This is a genomic window from Deinococcus apachensis DSM 19763 (assembly GCF_000381345.1).
Taxonomy (GTDB): domain Bacteria; phylum Deinococcota; class Deinococci; order Deinococcales; family Deinococcaceae; genus Deinococcus; species Deinococcus apachensis.
In genome coordinates, this window is the sequence record NZ_KB906404.1 from 64,478 (window position 1) to 81,415 (window position 16,938).

The following is a 16,938-nucleotide window of genomic DNA, read 5'->3' on the forward strand; positions in this document are numbered from 1 at the left end:
CCCGGGGGCTGCGCGGCTGGAATGTGGTCAGCGGCCGCCTGGTCGGCAACCAGCCTCAATTCTCGGCCCTGCGCGTCATCGTGGCGCCGGACGGCCAGCTCTACGCCTCCTCGGAGCGCTTCGTTCAGGAGTGGGATTCGCGGGGGGCGCAGCGCTTGCGAATGTACAAGAGCCCGGGAGGAAGGGCCCTCGCCGTGAGCCCCGGGGGTGAGCGCCTCGCGTTGGGGGGTGACGGCCTGTGGGTGTTCGACCGAGCAGCCGGGCGCGCCGGACAGCCTGTCTTTCACCTGAAAAGTGCCGACCAGGCGGCCCGCCAGGACCTGAACGGGGTCGCCTACGGCCGCCGCTTCCTCGTCACGGCCTCTGACACGACCTCCGGCGCGCACGTCTGGGACGCAAACACCGGCGAACACCTGCGCGCCCTGAAACCCACCCTCGCCCTAGAGGGGCCAAGCAGCCCCTTCGCGGGGGACGTGGCCCTCTCGCCCGACGAGTCGCTGGTGGCCGTGGGCGCCCGGAACGGCGAGGTGCACCTGTTCAACCCGGCGAGCGGCCGACAGATACGCTTCCTGGGACCGCTGACCGGACGTGGCGCCGTGCAGGCCGTGCGCTTCTCGCCGGACGGCCGCCTGCTGCTCACTGCCACCTTGAACGGTACGGTCCTGCTGTGGGACACGACGACGTGGATGCAGGTGCGCGCCCTGGCCTCCTACGGTGGGGCGCGGGTGATGAGCGCCACCTTCAGCCCGGATGGGGGGTGGGTTGCGCTGAGCACCTCGGGCGGCTGGGTCCACCGCACGCCCACCACCCTGCCGGACCTGCGGCGCCGCGTCTGCGCGCGGGTGGTCCGCGATTTCCTCGATGAGGAGCCGCAGGTGTACGGCCTCGCCCCGGGTACGCTGGCCTGCCCCGACGATCGGGAACGGACCCGGCTGGAGTGAGGGGTGGTGGCAGCAGGATGCCATCTGCCGCCGTGAAATCGCCGTGTCAGCCCCGAGCGGGAACCGTTCCCAGCGTCATCTCGTGGTTCGGGGAGACTCCGGCCGGGTGTGGGGGCTGCCCATTCCGATTGAAAGTCCCATGTCTGTGTCCTCCGGCGTTCCTGTGGGTGTGAACGCTTCCTCGCCGCCTTCGGCGGGCAACCGGGCAAGTATACCGGAGGCGCCCTCCTGCCCGGTTGCCTCGCTCAGAGGCCGGACGAGACACCCTCCCGAATCCGTCCCCTCATGAAGTCACCGGATAGACAATTCATCCTTCATGGCCCGTTAACATGGCCGCGATGCCCGAGTTGCTCTCCGTGGGTGCCTTCGACCTGCTCGACGACCTGCCCCTCCCGGCCTATGTCAGCACCCTAGATGCCGCCGTCGTCTTCACCAACCGTGCCCTCGCCGATCTGAGCGGGCTTCCCGTCCAGGCGCTGCTGGGAGACGGCCTGGCGGCCCTCATTCACCCCGGGGACCGGTTGGCGGCCCTGAAGGCCTGGACGCGTGCCTGGGCCAGGGGGGAAGCCACCGAACACGAGGTTCGGCTGCGGACGGCGGGCGGGGAGGACCGCTGGTACTGCGTTCAGAGCCGCCCCCGAAACCGGGAAGGACAGCGCACGGTCATCAGCACCTGCCAGGATATCCACGCCCTGAAGTGCGTCGAGGACCGCGCGGGGAAGCTTCAGCGCATCACCGCCGCCCTCGCGGGGGCGCGGGACGTGGCGGACGTCCTCGCGGTGCTCCCGGAGGTCGCCCGCGCCCTCGCGGCTCCCCGGGCAAGCGTGTCCGTCCTGCGCGCCGGGGGAACTGAGCTGCACCTGATCGGCTCGGTCGGCTACCCGGGGGGGAGCCTGGAGGGCTTCCGGGTGCTTCCCAGCGACCTCTCTCTCCCCGCGACGGACGTGATTCGCACCGGGGCGCCCCTCTCCCTACCCTTCGAGGTCCTCGCGGCGCGTTACCCGCATCTGGCGGGCAGGCTCGGTGAGCACACCCGCGACCTGATCCTGCTTCCGCTGATCGCAAAGGGCCACCCGGTGGGCGTCCTCACGCTGGGCTTTCTGGAACCGCACGATTCCGGGGACGCCGAGCGCACCTTCATGCTCACGCTCGCCGGGCTGCTCGCGCAGGCCCTGGAACGCGCCCGCCTGCACGAGGAGGAACGCGCCGCGCAGGCGAGGGAGCGCGCCCTGCTGGACGCCGCGCCCGTCCTGATGTGGACCTCGCGCCCCGGGGAGGACACCACGCGCTTCAACCGCACCTGGGCCGAGTACACCGGGCTGGACGTGGCCCTGACGGGGGAGGCCTGGCAGGGGACCATCCACCCGGACGATCTCGCGGCCGTGCAGGAGGCGCGCGAACGGGGCTTGGCCGCCGGGGAAACCTACGCCTGCGACGTGCGGCTGCGCCGCCGGGACGGCGCGTACCGCTGGCACCACGTCACCGTCCGGCCCTTCCAGGGGGACGAGTGGCTGGGGCTCGCCACCGAGGTCCACGAGTGGTACGAGGCGGAGAAGCGGCTGCACCTGACCCTGGAGGCGAGCGGGCTGGGCGTGTGGACCCTGGACGTGGCAACCGGGATCGTCACCCGCACCCCCGAGACCCAGCGCCTCCTGGGCCTCGGGGAGGCGGTCGCGCCCATCTCGACCTTCTTCGCCCGGGTGCATGAGGAGGACCTCCCGGCCGTCGAGGCGGCGTTCGCGCGGGCCGTGGAGCTGGGTGGGCCGGAGAGCTTCCGCATAGAGCACCGCTTCTTCCGGGGGGACGGCATCAAGATCTGGGTGGAGCAGCTCACCCGGGTCGAGCGGGGTGAGGATGGCGAGGCCCGTCGTCTGCTGGGGGTCACGGCGGACATCACCGCGCGCAAGCAGGCCGAAACCCGGCTCACCCTGCTCGCTGGCGCGGGCGAGACGCTCGCACAGGACCTCGACATGCGCGAGACCCTGACGCGCCTCACCACGCTCGCCGTGCCCCGCCTCGCCGACTGGTGCGCCGTGTACCTCCCGCAGCCGGACGGCAGCCTGCGTCCCCAGGCCTACGCGCACCGCTCCCCGGACAAGGCGCGGCTGGCCGAGAAGTACCTCGCCGCCTTCCCGCAGCGGGTGGACGACCCCGGCGCAGTGTCCAAGGTGTTCCGCGAGAACGTGCCCGTGCTGCTGCCCCAGGTCACCGACGAGATGCTGGGTGCCCTGCCCATCCCGGACGAGCAGCGCGCGCTCCTGAGGGCCTTCGGCTTTGGCTCGTCGCTGCTGGTGCCGCTGGCGGTTCGCGGGCGGGTGCTGGGCACCCTGAGCCTCGCCCTCCACGGCTCGGGCCGCACCTTTACCGCGGACGACGTGCCCTTCGCGCAGGAACTCGCCCGCCGCGCGGCCCTCGCGCTGGAAAACGCCCGGCTCTACGCCCAGGCCCGCGACCTGAACGCCGACCTGGAGGGCCGGGTGGCCGAGCGCACCGCCGAGCTGGAGGCGCGCAACCGGGCGCTGGAGGCCTTTGCGGAGCTGTCGCGCGACCTCGCCGCCGAGCCCGATCCCGCCACGCTGGTGGGCCGCGCGCAGGAAATCCTGGTGTCCCTGCTCCCCAGCGGGGCGAGCACCTACTACGAGCCGGGGAGGGACCGTTGGGGGCTGCGCTCCTACCGGGGCGAATTCCGCAACCCGGCGCTGCTCCCCGCCCTGCGGCGCGGCCTGCCCCGCGGCACGACGCCCAACATCGACCGGCCCTTCGACACTGGGGCGCCCTACTACCAGGGCCGCTACGACCCCGCGACGGTGCCTGCGGCGACCGAGATGGTGCGCGAGATCGGCGCGACGGCCAGCCTGCCCGTCTTGGTGGGGGGAAGGCCGCGCGGGGTGCTCGTCGTGGGCACGTACGAGGCGCGGCCCTGGACCCCCGAGGAGCGCGCGCTGCTGGAGACGGTGGCCCGGTCCCTGGGGCTCGCGCTGGAGCGGGCGGACGCTCTGCGGGAGTTGCAGCGCGAGCGGACCTTTCTCTCGGCGCTCCTCGACAGCCTCTCCGAGGGGATCGTCGCGTGCGACGCCTCGGGGCACCTCACCCTGTTCAACCGCGCGACGCGCGAGCTCCACGGCCTGCCCGAGACCCCGCTGCCGCCAGAGGGGTGGGCGGAGCATTACGACCTGTACCGCGCGGACGGCGAGACACGGCTGCCGACCGCTGAGACCCCGCTGTACCGGGCCTTTCAGGGCGAGCATATCCGGGACGCGGAGATGGTGATCAGGCCCCGGCAGGGCGAGGCCCGCACCGTGCTGAGTGTCGGCTCCCCCATCATCGCAGCCGGGGGCGAGAGGCTGGGGGCGGTGGCCGCCATGCGTGACGTGACAGAGCGTTACCGGGCCGAGGCGGCGCTGCGCGAGGCGAACGAGAACCTGCGCCGCTCCAACCGGGAGCTGGAGCAGTTCGCCTACATCGCCAGCCACGACCTCCAGACCCCCGCCCGCGCGGTGACGAGCTTCGCCGAACTCTTGGAGCTGCGCTACGGGGATCGGCTCGACGAGCGCGGGCACGCCTATCTGCGCCAGATCGTGCGCGGCGGGCAGCGCATGAAGCGCCTGGTGGACGATCTGCTCGCCTTTTCCCGCCTGAACACCCAGCAGCGGCCCCTGGAGCCGGTGGACGGCGCTGCCGTGCTGGCCGAGGTGCTGGACCTGCTCGCCCCCGACCTGGAGGCGACGGGTGGGGAGGTGGCCTCCGGGCCGCTGCCCACCGTGCGGGCCGATGAGGGTCAGCTCTCGCGGCTGCTCGTCAACCTGATTGGGAACGCGCTGAAGTACCACCGCCAGGGGGTGGCACCCCGAGTCCACGTCAGCGCCGAGCGGGACGGGCGGATGTGGCGCTTCGCCGTCGCCGACAACGGCGTCGGGATCGAGCGCCGCTACCTGGAGCAGGTCTTCGAGCCGTTCAAGCGCCTGCACGCGCAGGATCAGGTCGAGGGCAGCGGTCTGGGGCTGGCCGTGAGCCGCAAGATCGTCGAGCGTCACGGCGGACGGCTGTGGCTGGAAAGCACCCCGGGTGAGGGCTCGACGTTCTTCTTCACCCTGCCGGACGTGGGGTCTTCGGGAGCCGGGGAAGCGTCAGGACCAGGTATCTGACGCTTGCTGGGGAGGTTGGGGTGCGGCTGCCGAGCTCTCCCCCGGCGGGTCGGCTGAATCATTTCTCTCTAAAGGAGAAGAACGTCCGAGAACGTAGTTGTTCTCCCTCTCCCTCGTGAAGACAGGTAAAGCTGCGAAGCAGAGGGCCGGGGTGAGGGGGCGACGGAGCAGCGCCGACACTGGCAAGATGCTCGGCCCTTCTTTCCCGCCGCGCCGCAGGTCGTGCCCGTTCACCCCCTCTGCAAGCAGCTCTGCGAGTCCCAGCCTCCCCCCGCAAGGGGAAGGGGCAAAAAGCACGTTCTGGAATAGCTTTCTGGCTAGTGGAAGTCGCGAATGAACCGCGCTATTGGCCTGGGGAGGCTCGGGGAAACCGGCCACCCCTCCCCAGCAGGCTGTCCGCTCCTGCACGCCGCCGGGGAGAGTGCTACCCTCGCCCGTGTGCCTCGCCCGGCCCCCCTCGCGCCCCTGACCCGTCTGCCCCTGCTGGGGCGGTACGCGCTGCTCGTCTTCGGCCTCTTCCTGTACGGCCTGAGCCTGCGCCTGATGCTCGACGCGCGGGTGGGCCTGGCCCCCTGGGAGGCCTTTCACCTCGGCGTGACCCATCACCTGCCCCTGAGCATCGGGATGGTCAGCGTGCTGACGGGCGTGCTCATCGTGACCTTCACGGCGCTGCGGCTGCGCGAGCGCATCGGCCCGGGGACGGTGATCAACGTCGTGCTGATCGGCGTGTTCCTCGACCTGCTGGGACCGCTGGTGCCCGACCCGGCGACCGTCCTGGGCCGCTGGGTGCAGTTTGTCCTCGGCGTGGCGCTGCTGGGCTTCGCCACCGGAACCTACGTGGCGGCGGGTCTGGGGGCCGGACCGCGGGACGGCCTGATCCTGGGACTGAGCCGCCGGACCGGCTGGGACGTGGCGCGCGTCCGCACCGGGATCGAACTCGTCGTGCTGGCGCTGGGCTGGCTTCTGGGCGGCCTGGTCGGGTGGGGCACGCTGGTGTTCGCGCTGGGGAGTGGCCCGGCGATGGGTCTGGGCATGGCGCTGTACGGCCTGCGGCGCGGCGCCAAACGGGAAACGGCCCCGGTCCCCGCCCCCGCCGCGCGCTAGCCTGCCCCCATGACCGCTCCCCTGACGCTCACCGAGGGCGGCAACCTCTACGACCGCATCGGCCCGGAGGCGCTCGCCGCCCTGGTGACCCGCTTCTACACCCGCGTGGGCGCCCACCCCGACCTGGCGCCCATCTTCCCTGCTGACCTGACCCGCACCGCCGAGAAGCAGCTCGCGTTCCTGACGGGCTTCACGGGCGGGCCTCCCCTGTACCACCAGCGCTTCGGGCATCCCCGGCTGCGTGCCCGGCACCTGCCCTTTCCCATCACGCCCACCCGGGCGCGGGCCTGGCTCGCCTGCATGAACGCCGCCCTGCGCGAGACGCCCGAGATCGGGGAGGCCGAAGCGCGCGAGCTGTACGCCGCCCTCTCCCGGGTGGCCGCCTACATGGTGAACACGCCGGAGGAAGGGGAGCCGAACCTGGACAACTCTTGACAATTGACTAGCAGGGTCACGGTGCGGCGGCGCCCGCTCTGCCTACACTGACCCAATGACCTCTTCCCAACGCAGCATTGACGAGCTTCGCGCGGAAGTCGATGCGATCAACCGCGACCTGCTCACCCTGCTCTCCCGCCGCGGCGAGGTTGTCGCCCAGATCGGGCGCGCCAAGTCGCTCGAGGGCCGTCCCCAGCACTACGACCCCGCCCGCGAGGAGCAGCAGCTCCGCGACCTGGAGGGCCTGAACAAGGGACCCTTCACGAACGCCGCCGTCAAGGCGATCTTCAAGGAAATCTTCCGGGCCAGCCTGGACCTGGAGGAGAGCAACGACAAGAAGCAACTCCTCGTCTCGCGCAAGGTGCAGCCCACCGACACCATGCTCGATATCGACGGCGTGCGGATCGGCGGCGACGCGCCCCCCGTGATCGTGGCGGGGCCGTGCTCCATCGAGTCGGCGGAGCAGATGGAGGAGACGGCCCGTTTCCTGGCCGGGCGCGGCGTCAAAATTCTGCGGGGCGGCGCCTACAAGCCCCGCACCAGCCCCTACGGCTTTCAGGGGATGGGCGTGGACGGCCTGATCATCGGCGGCCGGGCGGCCCGCGAGAACGGGATGCTCTTTGTCACGGAAGTGATGGACACCCGCGACGTGGAGGTCGTGGCCGAACACGCCGACATCCTGCAGGTGGGTGCGCGCAACATGCACAACTTCGCCCTGCTGCGCGAGGTGGGCCGCGCCCGCCGCCCGGTGCTCCTCAAGCGCGGGCTCTCGGCCACCATCGAGGAGTGGCTCTACGCCGCCGAGTACATCCTCTCGGAGGGCAACCCCGAGGTCATCCTGTGTGAGCGCGGCATCCGCACCTTCGAGAAGTGGACGCGCAACACGCTCGACCTCTCGGCGGTGGCCCTCGCCAAGCAGGAGACGCACCTCCCCGTCATCGTGGACGTGACGCACGCCGCCGGGCGCCGCGACCTGCTCATCCCCCTCGCCAAGGCCGCCCTCGCGGTCGGCGCCGACGGCATCCATGTCGAGGTCCACCCCAACCCCGCCACGGCGCTTTCCGACAACGAGCAGCAACTCGACTTCGCCGGGTACGACCGCTTCCTGAATGCTCTGGCGCCCCTGCTGAAGGTGCCCGCGACGGTGTAAACGATCAAAGAAGGAGGGGCCGGGGAGGAGGATTTTCCCGGCCCCTTGTCTGTGCCTGGAGGAAAAAGCGGGGCTGTTCTCCCTTTCCCCCCGCCGGAGAGGGTCGAGGTGAGGGGCCGTGCGAGCATCCTGGGCGCCACCAAGAGGGCCAGCCTCAGCTCCTGACCCGCCCACCCGGCCTCCGCTCTGCAAGCCGCTCCGAGGGTCAAGGGGTGCGAGGGACTGGCGGATACCATCCAGCACCTGAAGGGCTTTTGGGGCCGCAGCTCAGATCGCCATGCCCACCAGCTCCCCCACTCTAGACGACGGCGCCCCCCGTCCCCACGGCGGCCCGTTCCTCCGGCTGCCCCCCGTCCAGCGGGAAGGTATGCAGCTCCTGCACCTCGCCGCGTTCTTCTCGGGTAAGGCTCAGGACGTTCACGGTGAAGGCCTGCACGGGCGGCACGAGCCCCCGCACCTGCTCCCACACCTCGTCCTCCGCCCAGGGCAGCAGGCCCAGCGCGAGGGTCAGGTGTGGAATGTACTGCTCGCCGTCGTGGGGAGCGCGGCTCGATGGGCCCACACGCAGGGCTCGTGCGTGCAGGTCCGCCAACTGGGCGTCCAGCTCGCATTCCAGGAAGATGACGTGGGGCACGCGCTTCCAGCCCCTCACCCGAACCTCGAAGGGTCCCTCGCCGCGCAGCACCTCGCGGAAGGCGGCGACGAGTTCAGTGGTTCTGAGGTCTGTCTGGAAGGGGGCGCGCAGGTTCAGGTGCGGCACCCCAAAGGCGCGCACGTTCAGGCGCTCCTGGGTCCGCCGCAGCCAGGTGTCGAGGGCTTCGGGGGGCCAGGCGACCAAGCTGTACAGGGGGGGCGAGGGCGGGAAGGGGGCGCTCAAGGTCCGATCCGGTAGCGGCAACTGCCCTGCCCGCACGCGATGCGCGTCTCCCGCGTGACGTGCGCGCCCAGCGCCTCGACGAACATGCCCAGCTCGCTGCGGCACAGTTGCGGATACTGCCGGGCGACCGTCAGATTCGGGCAGTTGCGTTCCACGATGTACCACGTGCCGTCCTCACCCGGCTCCACCACGGCGTCGAACCCCGCCCCGGTCTGCCACTCGGCCAGCCGCCGCACGCGCTCCTCCAGCGGGAGGGAGGCGGGCAACTCGGCCTGCAACCGCTGCGCCAGCTCCGCGCTGCGGGCGTCGAGGACCTGAAGCACCGCCCCCTCGCCGAACAGTTCCTCCACGTGGCGCAGCACGTCCACGCACAGGCTGGAGTACGTCTTGGGAAAGGCTGCCTCGCCCCGGTCGGTGAGCCCGAAGACGTGCTGGGGCCGCCCGCGCCCGCCCGGCCGCTCGGTGCGCGCCTCAATCAGCCCCTGTTCCTGCAGGTCGATCAGGTGCCGCCGCGCACCCGGCACGCTGACGCCCAGCCCCACGGCCAGGTCCTGCACAGTCTGGGGGCCGTGCCGTTTGAGCAGTTCCAGCAACCGGTTCTTGGTCCGCTCGGGAGCGGGCGGGGGCGACGCCGCGGGCGCCCCGGGGGCGGAGGAGGGGAGCGCCGTCATTCAGACCACCGGGAGCTGTTCAGGAAGGGAGGCGAGTGATTGCACGCTCACGCGGCCCGCCAGGTTGCGCGCGATCTGCGTCAGGGCCTGCGCGGCGGGCGACTCCGGGTGCGCGAGGACGGCGGGGGTGCCCGCGTCCGCGTCCTGGCGGGTCACCACATCCAGCGGCACCTCGCCCAGCAGCGGCAGCCCCCCCAGCTTGCGCGAGCCGCCCCGCCCGAAGAGGTCGTAGGTGAGGCCGGTGTCGGGTGCCACGAAGTAACTCATGTTCTCCACCACCCCCAGCACCGGCACGCTGGCCTTGCGGAACATGTCGAGCGCGCGGGCCGCGTCGATCAGCGCCACGTCCTGCGGCGTCGTGACCAGCACCGCGCCCGTCACGTGGATCGTCTGCGTCAGCGAGAGCTGCACGTCGCCGGTGCCCGGCGGCAGGTCCACAATCAGGTAGTCGAGGTCGCCCCACGCCGCGTCCTTGAGGAACTGCTGAATCGCCGAGTGCAGCATCGGCCCGCGCCACACCAGAGCCTGCCCGGCGGGCGAGAGGTTCGCCATGCTCAGGAAGCGGATGCCGTGCGCCTGAAGGGGCTGCATCTTGCGCTCGGCATTCGCCGTCACCCGCGAGGCCGACTCACCCAGCATGTGCGCCACGCTGGGGCCATACACGTCGGCGTCCAGCAGCCCCACCCGCGCCCCGTCCCGCGCGAGCGACGCCGCGATGTTCACCGCCACGCTGCTCTTGCCCACGCCGCCCTTGCCGCTGCCCACCAGCAGGACGTGCTTCACGCCCGGCAGGGCGGGCTGGGCGGGCTGCCGCACCATCGCCCCGAAGGTCACGGCCACGTCCCGGATGCCGGGCACGGCGAGGACCGCCTCCCGCACGTCCCCCTCGATCTTGCCCTTGAGCGGGCAGGCGGGCGTGGTGAGGTTCACCTTCACGTGGGCCACGTCCCCCTCGACCTCCGCGCGCTCGATCATGCCCAGCGACACCAGATCGCGGTGCAGCTCGGGGTCATTCACGGTTTTCAGGGCGGTCCACAGGGCGTCACGCATCTCCCGCCATTAGTAGCGCGGCCGGGGGGGAGGCGGCAAGCTACGGGGTCACAGTGGGCGGGGGAGGAGGGGGCAGTTCTCCCTCTCCCCCATGGGGGGCTCGCACAATCGCACAGCGGAGGGCTGGGGTGAGGGGGCGTGTAATCAGCCCGGGCGTCTGCAAGCTGGCGTGCCTCCTCTTCTGGCCGCGCCGGAGGTCGTGCCCGCTCACCCCCACCCGGCGAGGGACTTGAAGTGCCGCCCGGGATGCGATTTACCCAACGTAAGAAGGTTACATGCATGACCCGGCTTTCTCCTCCCGCCACCTTTCCCCCCGCCCCCTTCCAGTACACTGGCGGGCTGATGACCGCCTCCGCCCACCCGCCTCACACCCTCTCGGTCGCGCCCATGATGGACTGGACCGACCGGCACTGCCGGGCATTTCACCGCACTCTGACGCGGCGGACGCTGCTGTACACCGAGATGGTCACCACGGGGGCGATCCTGCATGGTGACCGCGAGCGGCACCTGGGGTTCGGAACGGCCGAGCATCCCGTCGCCCTGCAACTGGGCGGCAGTGATCCGGTGGCGCTTGCCGAATGCGCCCGCATAGCTCAGGATTGGGGCTACGACGAGGTGAACCTCAACTGCGGCTGCCCCAGTGACCGGGTGCAAAGCGGTTCGTTCGGCGCCTGCCTCATGGGCACGCCCGACGTGGTGGCCCGAGCGGTGGAGGCGATGCGGGGGGCCACTTCTCTCCCCATCACCGTCAAGCACCGCATCGGCATCGACGACTTGGACAGCTACGAGCACCTGACGCGTTTTGTGGGCATAGTGGCGGGGGCCGGGTGTGAGACCTTCATCGTTCACGCGCGCAAGGCGTGGCTCTCGGGCCTCTCGCCCAAGGAAAACCGCGAGATTCCCCCGCTGCGCTACGAGGTCGTGCGGCAACTGGGAGCCGACTTTCCGCACCTGACGATCGTGCTGAACGGCGGCGTGCTGACGCCGGAGGCGGCGCGGGAGCATCTGGCCTGGGCCGACGGCGTGATGATCGGCCGCGCGGCGTACCAGGACCCCTACATCCTCGCCACCGCCGACCGCGACGTGTTCGGGGAGGACGTGACGCCGCCTACCCGCCGCGAGGCCATTGAGGCGTTCCTGCCCTACGTCGCCGAGCAGCTGGAACAGGGCCAGCCCCTGAACCGCCTGATGAAGCACACCCTCGGCCTCTTCGCGGGACAGCCGGGTGCCCGGCACTGGAAGCGGACCCTCAGCGAGCAGGGCCACCGCTCCGGCGCGGGGTTGGAGGTGGTGCGCGGGGCGCTGGCGGGAGTGCCGGAGAGTGTGCTGGACGCGCGACCCAGGATAGGGGAGGCTCAGCCCGCGTAGCTCAAGATCAGTACTGCCGCCCCGCCCGCCGCAGGACCACGCCCGCCACCACGGTCCCCAGCAGGCTGAAGAGGGCCGCCATGTAAAAGGCTGCGCCCGGCTCGTGGAAGGTGTTTCCGGGGCGGGTGAAGTAGGCGAAGACGGAGGTGGCGAGCAGCGGGCCGACGATCCCCACCAGGCTGTTGACGCTGGTGAGCGCCCCCTGCACCCGCCCCTGCTCGGTGGGGTCCACCGTGCGGCTGATCAGGCCCTGGATCGCCGGACCCGCGATGCCCGCCATTGACCCCAGCACGATGGAGGCGTACAGCAGCTCGCCGGAGCGCGCCGCCCCCAGCAGGACGTACTGCACGACGCCGAGGAGCAGGCCGGTGAAGATCGCCCCCCGCTCGCCCAGCACCCGCATCGCCACGCCGACCAGTCCCGCCTGCACGACCACCGAGAGCAGCCCGACGACGGCCAGCGCGACCCCATTTTGCGCGGGTGTCCACCCCAGCACCCGCTCGGTGAAAAGGACCCAGGTGCTGAAGATGACCTGCTGCGCCATGCCAATCAACACGAAGGCGGCGGCGAGGTTTCGCACCAGTGGGTAGCGCCCCAGCGCCTTCAGGGGCAGCAGCGGGTTGAGCACCCCCCGGCCCGGACGCCCCCCCCGGTTCTCCGGCGCCAGCGATTCGGGCAGCACAAAAAAGCCGTACAGCGCGTTCAGCAGCGCCAACCCCGCCGCGACCAGGAACGGCAGGCGCAGGTCGATGTCCCCCAGCACCCCGCCCAGCGCCGGACCCAGGATAAAGCCCACCCCGAAGGTCGCCCCCAGCAACCCGAAGGAGCGGGCGCGGCCCTCGGGGGGCGTCACGTCCGCCAGGTAGGCGTTTGCCACGGTGATGCTCGCCCCGGTCATCCCCGCGATCACCCGGCCCACGAAGAGCCACGCGAGGTTGGGCGCCACCGTCAGCAGCAGGTAGTCCAGCCCCATCCCCGTCAGGCTGGCAAGGAGGACCGGGCGGCGGCCGTAGCGGTCGGAGAGCGCCCCCAGGATCGGTGCGCAGACGAACTGCATGACCGCATACACGGCGGTGAACACGCCGACCATCTGCGCCCCGGCGGTGGGCGAGTGCGCCAGCTCGGTCACCAGCAGCGGAAACACCGGGATGATCAGCCCGATGCCCATCACGTCGAGCAGGACTGTCAGCAGGATGAACGCCAGCGCGGCGGGGCGGCGGGCAGAGGTGGCTACCATCAGGGCACTCTAAACTGTGCCGGGGACGGGATAAATAGGGTCTATGGCCTAAGGTTCCCGACAGAGGATGGCGCCTTTTGATCGGGTCTCCACGGAGTGGTTCAGGACGGTGCGGTCTGGAGTTCGGGGGGGTGGGCGGGCGACGAAAGACCCCTCTCCCCGGGCAGAGGGCTTTGAAGCCAGGGGGGAGGGGTCGTCTGCCCTCAGCGGGTGAAGTCCGGCTCCGCCCCCAGCTCCCTGATCCACGCCGCGATGATGTCGATGCAGGCCTTCACGTCCCGCTCGTCCACCATCTCGCTGGGCGAGTGCATGTAGCGGTTGGGGATGCTGACGACGGCGGTGGGCACACCCGCGCGCACGAGGGTCAGGGCGTCCGCGTCCGTGCCCGTGTAGCGCCCGCTCGCGCTGAGGGTGTAGGGGATGCCCCCCGCCTGCGCCGCCGCCGTCATCTGCCGCAGGATGACCGGGCTGTTCATGGGCCCCACGCTGAGGTTCGCGCCCGAGCCGAAAGGCACCACTCCGTACTTCTTCTCGCTGACGCCGGGCTGCTTCGTCTCGTGCGTCACGTCCACAGCGACCCCGGCGATGGGGTTCAGGCGATAGCCGCTGAGTTGCGCCCCGAAGACGCCGATCTCCTCCTGGCTGGTGCCCACGGCGACGACGCGGTGCTTCAGGTCCGTCCCGGCCAGCGCCCGCAGCGCCTCCAGCACGATAAAGGCGCCCACCCGGTTGTCGAGCGCGCGGCTGACGATGCGCCCGCCCATCCGCAGCGGCTCCTGCTCGATCACGCCGGGGGTGCCGACCGGGATTCGCGCCTGCGCCTCCTCCTTGCCCAGGCCCACGTCAATCCACAGGTCCTCAATCTTGCTGGCGTTCTTGCGCTCCTCGGGTTCCATCACGTGAATCGCCTTCTTGCCGACCACGCCCACCAGGTCCCCCCCCGGCGCGAGGAGGCGGATGCGCTGCCCCACGAGCACCTGTGGGTCCCAGCCCCCGATGGCGAGCACGCTCAGAAAGCCCTCGTCGCCGACGTGGCTCACGATCAGGCCGATCTCGTCGAGGTGGCCCTGCAGGGCGATGGCCGGGGCATCTTCGGGGCCAATTTCGGCGTACACGTTGCCGTAGTGGTCCTCCGAGACGCGGGCGAAGGTCGCCGCCTCCTGCTTCCACACGTCGGCGGCACGGCGTTCGAAGCCGCTGGGGGCCGCCTGGCGCAGCAGGGCGAACAGGAAGTCGAGGTTGATCCGGGATTCGGTTGGGGCGCTCACGCGGGCGAGTCTACGCCGCGCGGCTATCCTGCCCGCATGAGCCAGCCCCCCCGTCCCCCAGCCCCGGACGTGCGCGTTCAGGTGGACGTGTCCTACCTGCGGGCGCACTCCACCCCCGGGCGCCACGTCTTCACCTACGTCATCCGCATTGAGAACCACAGTGACCAGACCTGGAAACTCCTCGCCCGCCACTGGGACATCGTGGACGCCGGGGGCCGTGAGACCGTTGTGGACGGCGAGGGTGTGGTCGGAGAGCAGCCCGTGATTCCGCCCGGCGGCACCTTCGTGTACGACTCCTTCGTGACTGTGCAGGACACGCCGGGTCGAATGGGCGGCCATTACGTGATACAGGATGCCTGGGGCGAGCGGGCGCAGGTGCCCATCCCCCCCTTCGTGCTGGAGGTGCCGGGCGAGCGGACGCTGAACTAGAAGCCCAGTTCCACAGTGCCGGGCTGGGGAGGCTAGGGGTGGGCGTCCCCAGTGGGGCCGCGCCGTGGGTTGTCCTGTCATCGTGCGCTGCCTTTGGGGCGGGGCGCAGAGCCTTTGTCGTGCTGAGCGGATGCGAAGCATCCCCATGCAAGACCTCGCGCGCTACTCAGCGTGACAAGTCTTTTGAGGCGTGCCGGAGAAGACCCCCTGACATCCCCCGGCACAACACAAGGCTTCCCCACCGAGCCCGGATGCGGTAAACCGCACAGCCCCAAACCACCTAGACGCATTACGGTGGTTCGGGTCAAGGGGCGATGAAGACGCCCTTACCTGATCTGAAGCTGGCCTTAAATCTTTAGGGGTCCCCGGCGCTGTGGTCGCCCGGGGTGAGGGAATGTTATGCGTCGAGTTCTGACAAAAAGCCGTTACGTCATCTCTGTCGGAGCCCTGCTCGGCCTGGTGCCGGGTACATTCCTGGAGGCGGTGGCGGCCGCCCCATCCGCATCGATGGGTCGGGTGCCCACGCACACGGCGCTGAGCCGCGGTGACCTGACCGCGCAGCCCTTCCTGCGGGCCACGAACGCCCGGGGACCGGCCGAGCGTGGCCGCAGCAACGGGGAGGCGGCTTCCGGCGACGGTCGGGCGCTCACCCTCAACGGCCGCGTCTATGCCCGCGGCCTGGGCGTTCACGCGGGGTCCAGCCTGTCGTTCGCCCTGGGGGGCCGTTGCCGCATCTTCATGACCCGCGTCGGCGTGGACGACGAGGTGGGCGACCGGGGCAGTGTGGTCTTTCAAGTTTACGCCGACGGGGTCAAGGCCTACGACAGCGGCCGGATGACGGGCCGGAGTGCCACGAAAACGGTGATCGTCCCGGTGAAGGGTGCGGGGGAGTTGCGTCTGGTCGTGACGGACGCGGGCGACGGCAACAGTGGGGATCACGCCGACTGGGTGAGTCCCCAACTGCTGGGCTGCGCGCTGGCCCCGGCCCCCCGCGCCGCTGCCAGGACCCCGGCTTCCGGTCTGGAGTCCCGTCGTTCGGGAATCCCCCGACCCCCCGCGCGCCCGGCCGCTCCCCAGGCTCCCATCTCCGGCCCGGTGGTGTATCGCGGGCCCATCACGATCACCCGGGGCGGAGTCTATTCGGGCAACTGGGCGAGCAGCGACACCACGCCCGCCGTGACGGTCAAGACCTCCGAGCCCGTCGTGATCGAGAACGCCCGGCTGAGAGGGCGCGGCGACCTCGTGAGGGGCTTCGGCGTCAACCTCACGTTGCGGGGCGTCCAGGGGGAGAATCTGCCGCCCAGCGCTGCGGGCCGCGCCCCCGGTCACGCGGTGCTCGTCGAGGAGATTCAGAACCTCACGGTCGAGAACTCCTCGTTCGTGCGCGGCGGCATCTATGTTCGCAAGTTCTTGGGCCGGGGCACGCAGGGCATTCGCATCCGGCGCAACACCTTTGCCAACATCGACGGCCGCCAGAGCGACGGCGCCCGGGGCTTCAGCGGGAAGGTGGACCGGCGCCAGATGGTGCAGTTCAACGACGTGCAGGGCATTCCGAACGCGGAGATCGCCTGGAATCAGGTCGTGAACCGGCCCGGCGAGAGCGCCGTCGAGGACAACATCAACCTTTTTGCCAGCAGCGGCACGCCCGGGAACCCCATCCTGATTCATGACAATTACATCCAGGGCGCCTACCCCATGAATCCCGGCACCCAGAAGGGCTACTCGGGGGGCGGGATCATGCTGGGCGACGGGAAGGTGACGAGTCCGCTGGGCAACGGGTACGTGCGGGCGTACGGCAACCAGATCGTGAGCACCACGAACTACGGCATCGCCATCGCGGGCGGTTCGGGCATTGAGGCCTACGGGAACCGGGTGGTGTCCAGCGGTCGCCTTCCCGACGGCCGCCCCATCGCCGCCGCCAACGTGGGGATGTACGTGTGGGACATCAACGGGGCCTCGAACCTCAGGCCCGCGACCTTCGCCCGGAACGTCCTGCGCGACAACGTCTCGGGCTGGACGCGGGTGGGCGCGGATGGACGGGAGAACAACAACCCGATGTGGCTTCCCCACTGCACCCTGAACGGCAGCCGCTGCGCGAACAACCGTGACTTAGGCAAGGTCACCCTCGCCACCGAGCGGGCCGAGTGGGACCTGTGGCAGCAGAAGCTCCGGGCGGCCGGAGTGGTGGTCGGGGCGCGCTGAGGACGGCCTTCGGAGAGGGATGGGCAGGGGTGGGTGCCTATTCCCCTTGGTGCCGGGGGAG

General features: G+C 70.6%; 13 protein-coding genes. 8 read left to right on the forward strand and 5 right to left on the reverse strand.

Translation table 11 applies throughout. The features are described from left to right. The first annotated feature begins 161 nt into the window (after nt 1-161). From F784_RS27700 to F784_RS0112015, 5 genes are all read left to right on the forward strand, one after another. Entirely contained in the window at nt 162-941 is a 780-nt protein-coding gene (locus F784_RS27700; protein WP_342662487.1) for a WD40 repeat domain-containing protein, read from the forward strand. A gap of 338 nt (nt 942-1,279) precedes the next feature. Continuing rightward, nucleotides 1,280-5,086 carry a PAS domain S-box protein gene (locus F784_RS24620; RefSeq protein WP_169405687.1) on the forward strand — a complete coding sequence of 1,269 codons (3,807 nt, stop codon included), beginning with the start codon at nt 1,280-1,282 and terminating at the stop codon, nt 5,084-5,086. Nucleotides 5,087-5,524: 438 nt separating this feature from the next. Continuing rightward, nucleotides 5,525-6,190, forward strand: coding sequence for a YczE/YyaS/YitT family protein (locus F784_RS0112005; RefSeq protein WP_019586981.1), 666 nt, complete (start codon nt 5,525-5,527; stop codon nt 6,188-6,190). A gap of 9 nt (nt 6,191-6,199) precedes the next feature. Continuing rightward, entirely contained in the window at nt 6,200-6,625 is a 426-nt protein-coding gene (locus F784_RS0112010; RefSeq protein WP_019586982.1) for a globin domain-containing protein, read from the forward strand. A gap of 55 nt (nt 6,626-6,680) precedes the next feature. After that, entirely contained in the window at nt 6,681-7,775 is a 1,095-nt protein-coding gene (locus F784_RS0112015) for a bifunctional 3-deoxy-7-phosphoheptulonate synthase/chorismate mutase (RefSeq protein ID WP_019586983.1), read from the forward strand. Between the two features lie 298 nt (nt 7,776-8,073). On the opposite strand, the gene F784_RS0112020 is transcribed toward F784_RS0112015, so the two are convergent. From F784_RS0112020 to F784_RS0112030, 3 genes are read right to left on the reverse strand one after another with little or no spacing between them, the layout of a single operon-like run. Then, nucleotides 8,074-8,652, reverse strand: coding sequence for a 2'-5' RNA ligase family protein (locus tag F784_RS0112020; RefSeq protein ID WP_019586984.1), 579 nt, complete (start codon nt 8,650-8,652; stop codon nt 8,074-8,076). After that, entirely contained in the window at nt 8,649-9,323 is a 675-nt protein-coding gene (locus F784_RS0112025; RefSeq protein ID WP_019586985.1) for a helix-turn-helix transcriptional regulator, read from the reverse strand. Before F784_RS0112025 ends, F784_RS0112020 begins: the two co-directional genes overlap by 4 nt. Continuing rightward, the gene (locus F784_RS0112030) at nt 9,324-10,373 is read right to left on the reverse strand and encodes an Mrp/NBP35 family ATP-binding protein (protein WP_019586986.1); all 1,050 of its coding nucleotides are present in this window, start codon (nt 10,371-10,373) and stop codon (nt 9,324-9,326) included. Nucleotides 10,374-10,715: 342 nt separating this feature from the next. On the opposite strand from F784_RS0112030, the gene dusA reads away from it, so the two are divergent. Then, entirely contained in the window at nt 10,716-11,741 is a 1,026-nt protein-coding gene (dusA, locus tag F784_RS0112035) for a tRNA dihydrouridine(20/20a) synthase DusA (RefSeq protein WP_040383123.1), read from the forward strand. A gap of 7 nt (nt 11,742-11,748) precedes the next feature. On the opposite strand, the gene F784_RS0112040 is transcribed toward dusA, so the two are convergent. Both F784_RS0112040 and F784_RS0112045 read right to left on the reverse strand, forming a co-directional pair. Further along, complete coding sequence (locus F784_RS0112040; RefSeq protein ID WP_019586988.1) at nt 11,749-12,978, reverse strand: TCR/Tet family MFS transporter; 1,230 nt, start codon at nt 12,976-12,978, stop codon at nt 11,749-11,751. 203 nt (nt 12,979-13,181) lie between these two features. After that, on the reverse strand, nt 13,182-14,246 hold the full coding sequence (locus F784_RS0112045) for a M42 family metallopeptidase (protein ID WP_019586989.1): 1,065 nt from the start codon (nt 14,244-14,246) through the stop codon (nt 13,182-13,184). Nucleotides 14,247-14,282: 36 nt separating this feature from the next. Here F784_RS0112045 and apaG point away from each other — a divergent pair, with 36 nt between their 5' ends. Together apaG and F784_RS0112055 are read left to right on the forward strand one after the other, a co-directional pair. Beyond that, entirely contained in the window at nt 14,283-14,675 is a 393-nt protein-coding gene (apaG, locus tag F784_RS0112050; protein WP_026332436.1) for a Co2+/Mg2+ efflux protein ApaG, read from the forward strand. A 399-nt stretch (nt 14,676-15,074) separates the two neighbouring features. Next, entirely contained in the window at nt 15,075-16,877 is a 1,803-nt protein-coding gene (locus tag F784_RS0112055) for an NPCBM/NEW2 domain-containing protein (protein WP_026332437.1), read from the forward strand. The last annotated feature ends 61 nt before the right edge of the window (nt 16,878-16,938 follow it).

Bases quoted from the DNA above. Each gene is read 5' to 3' on its own strand.
- dusA (WP_040383123.1), top strand. From the start codon at position 10,716: ATGACCGCCTCCGCCCACCCGCCTCACACCCTCTCGGTCGCGCCCATG.
- F784_RS0112010 (WP_019586982.1), top strand. From the start codon at position 6,200: ATGACCGCTCCCCTGACGCTCACCGAGGGCGGCAACCTCTACGACCGC.
- F784_RS0112040 (WP_019586988.1), bottom strand. From the start codon at position 12,978: ATGGTAGCCACCTCTGCCCGCCGCCCCGCCGCGCTGGCGTTCATCCTG.
- F784_RS0112030 (WP_019586986.1), bottom strand. From the start codon at position 10,373: ATGCGTGACGCCCTGTGGACCGCCCTGAAAACCGTGAATGACCCCGAG.
- F784_RS0112025 (WP_019586985.1), bottom strand. From the start codon at position 9,323: ATGACGGCGCTCCCCTCCTCCGCCCCCGGGGCGCCCGCGGCGTCGCCC.
- F784_RS0112015 (WP_019586983.1), top strand. From the start codon at position 6,681: ATGACCTCTTCCCAACGCAGCATTGACGAGCTTCGCGCGGAAGTCGAT.
- F784_RS0112055 (WP_026332437.1), top strand. From the start codon at position 15,075: ATGCGTCGAGTTCTGACAAAAAGCCGTTACGTCATCTCTGTCGGAGCC.
- apaG (WP_026332436.1), top strand. From the start codon at position 14,283: ATGAGCCAGCCCCCCCGTCCCCCAGCCCCGGACGTGCGCGTTCAGGTG.
- F784_RS27700 (WP_342662487.1), top strand. From the start codon at position 162: ATGTACAAGAGCCCGGGAGGAAGGGCCCTCGCCGTGAGCCCCGGGGGT.
- F784_RS24620 (WP_169405687.1), top strand. From the start codon at position 1,280: ATGCCCGAGTTGCTCTCCGTGGGTGCCTTCGACCTGCTCGACGACCTG.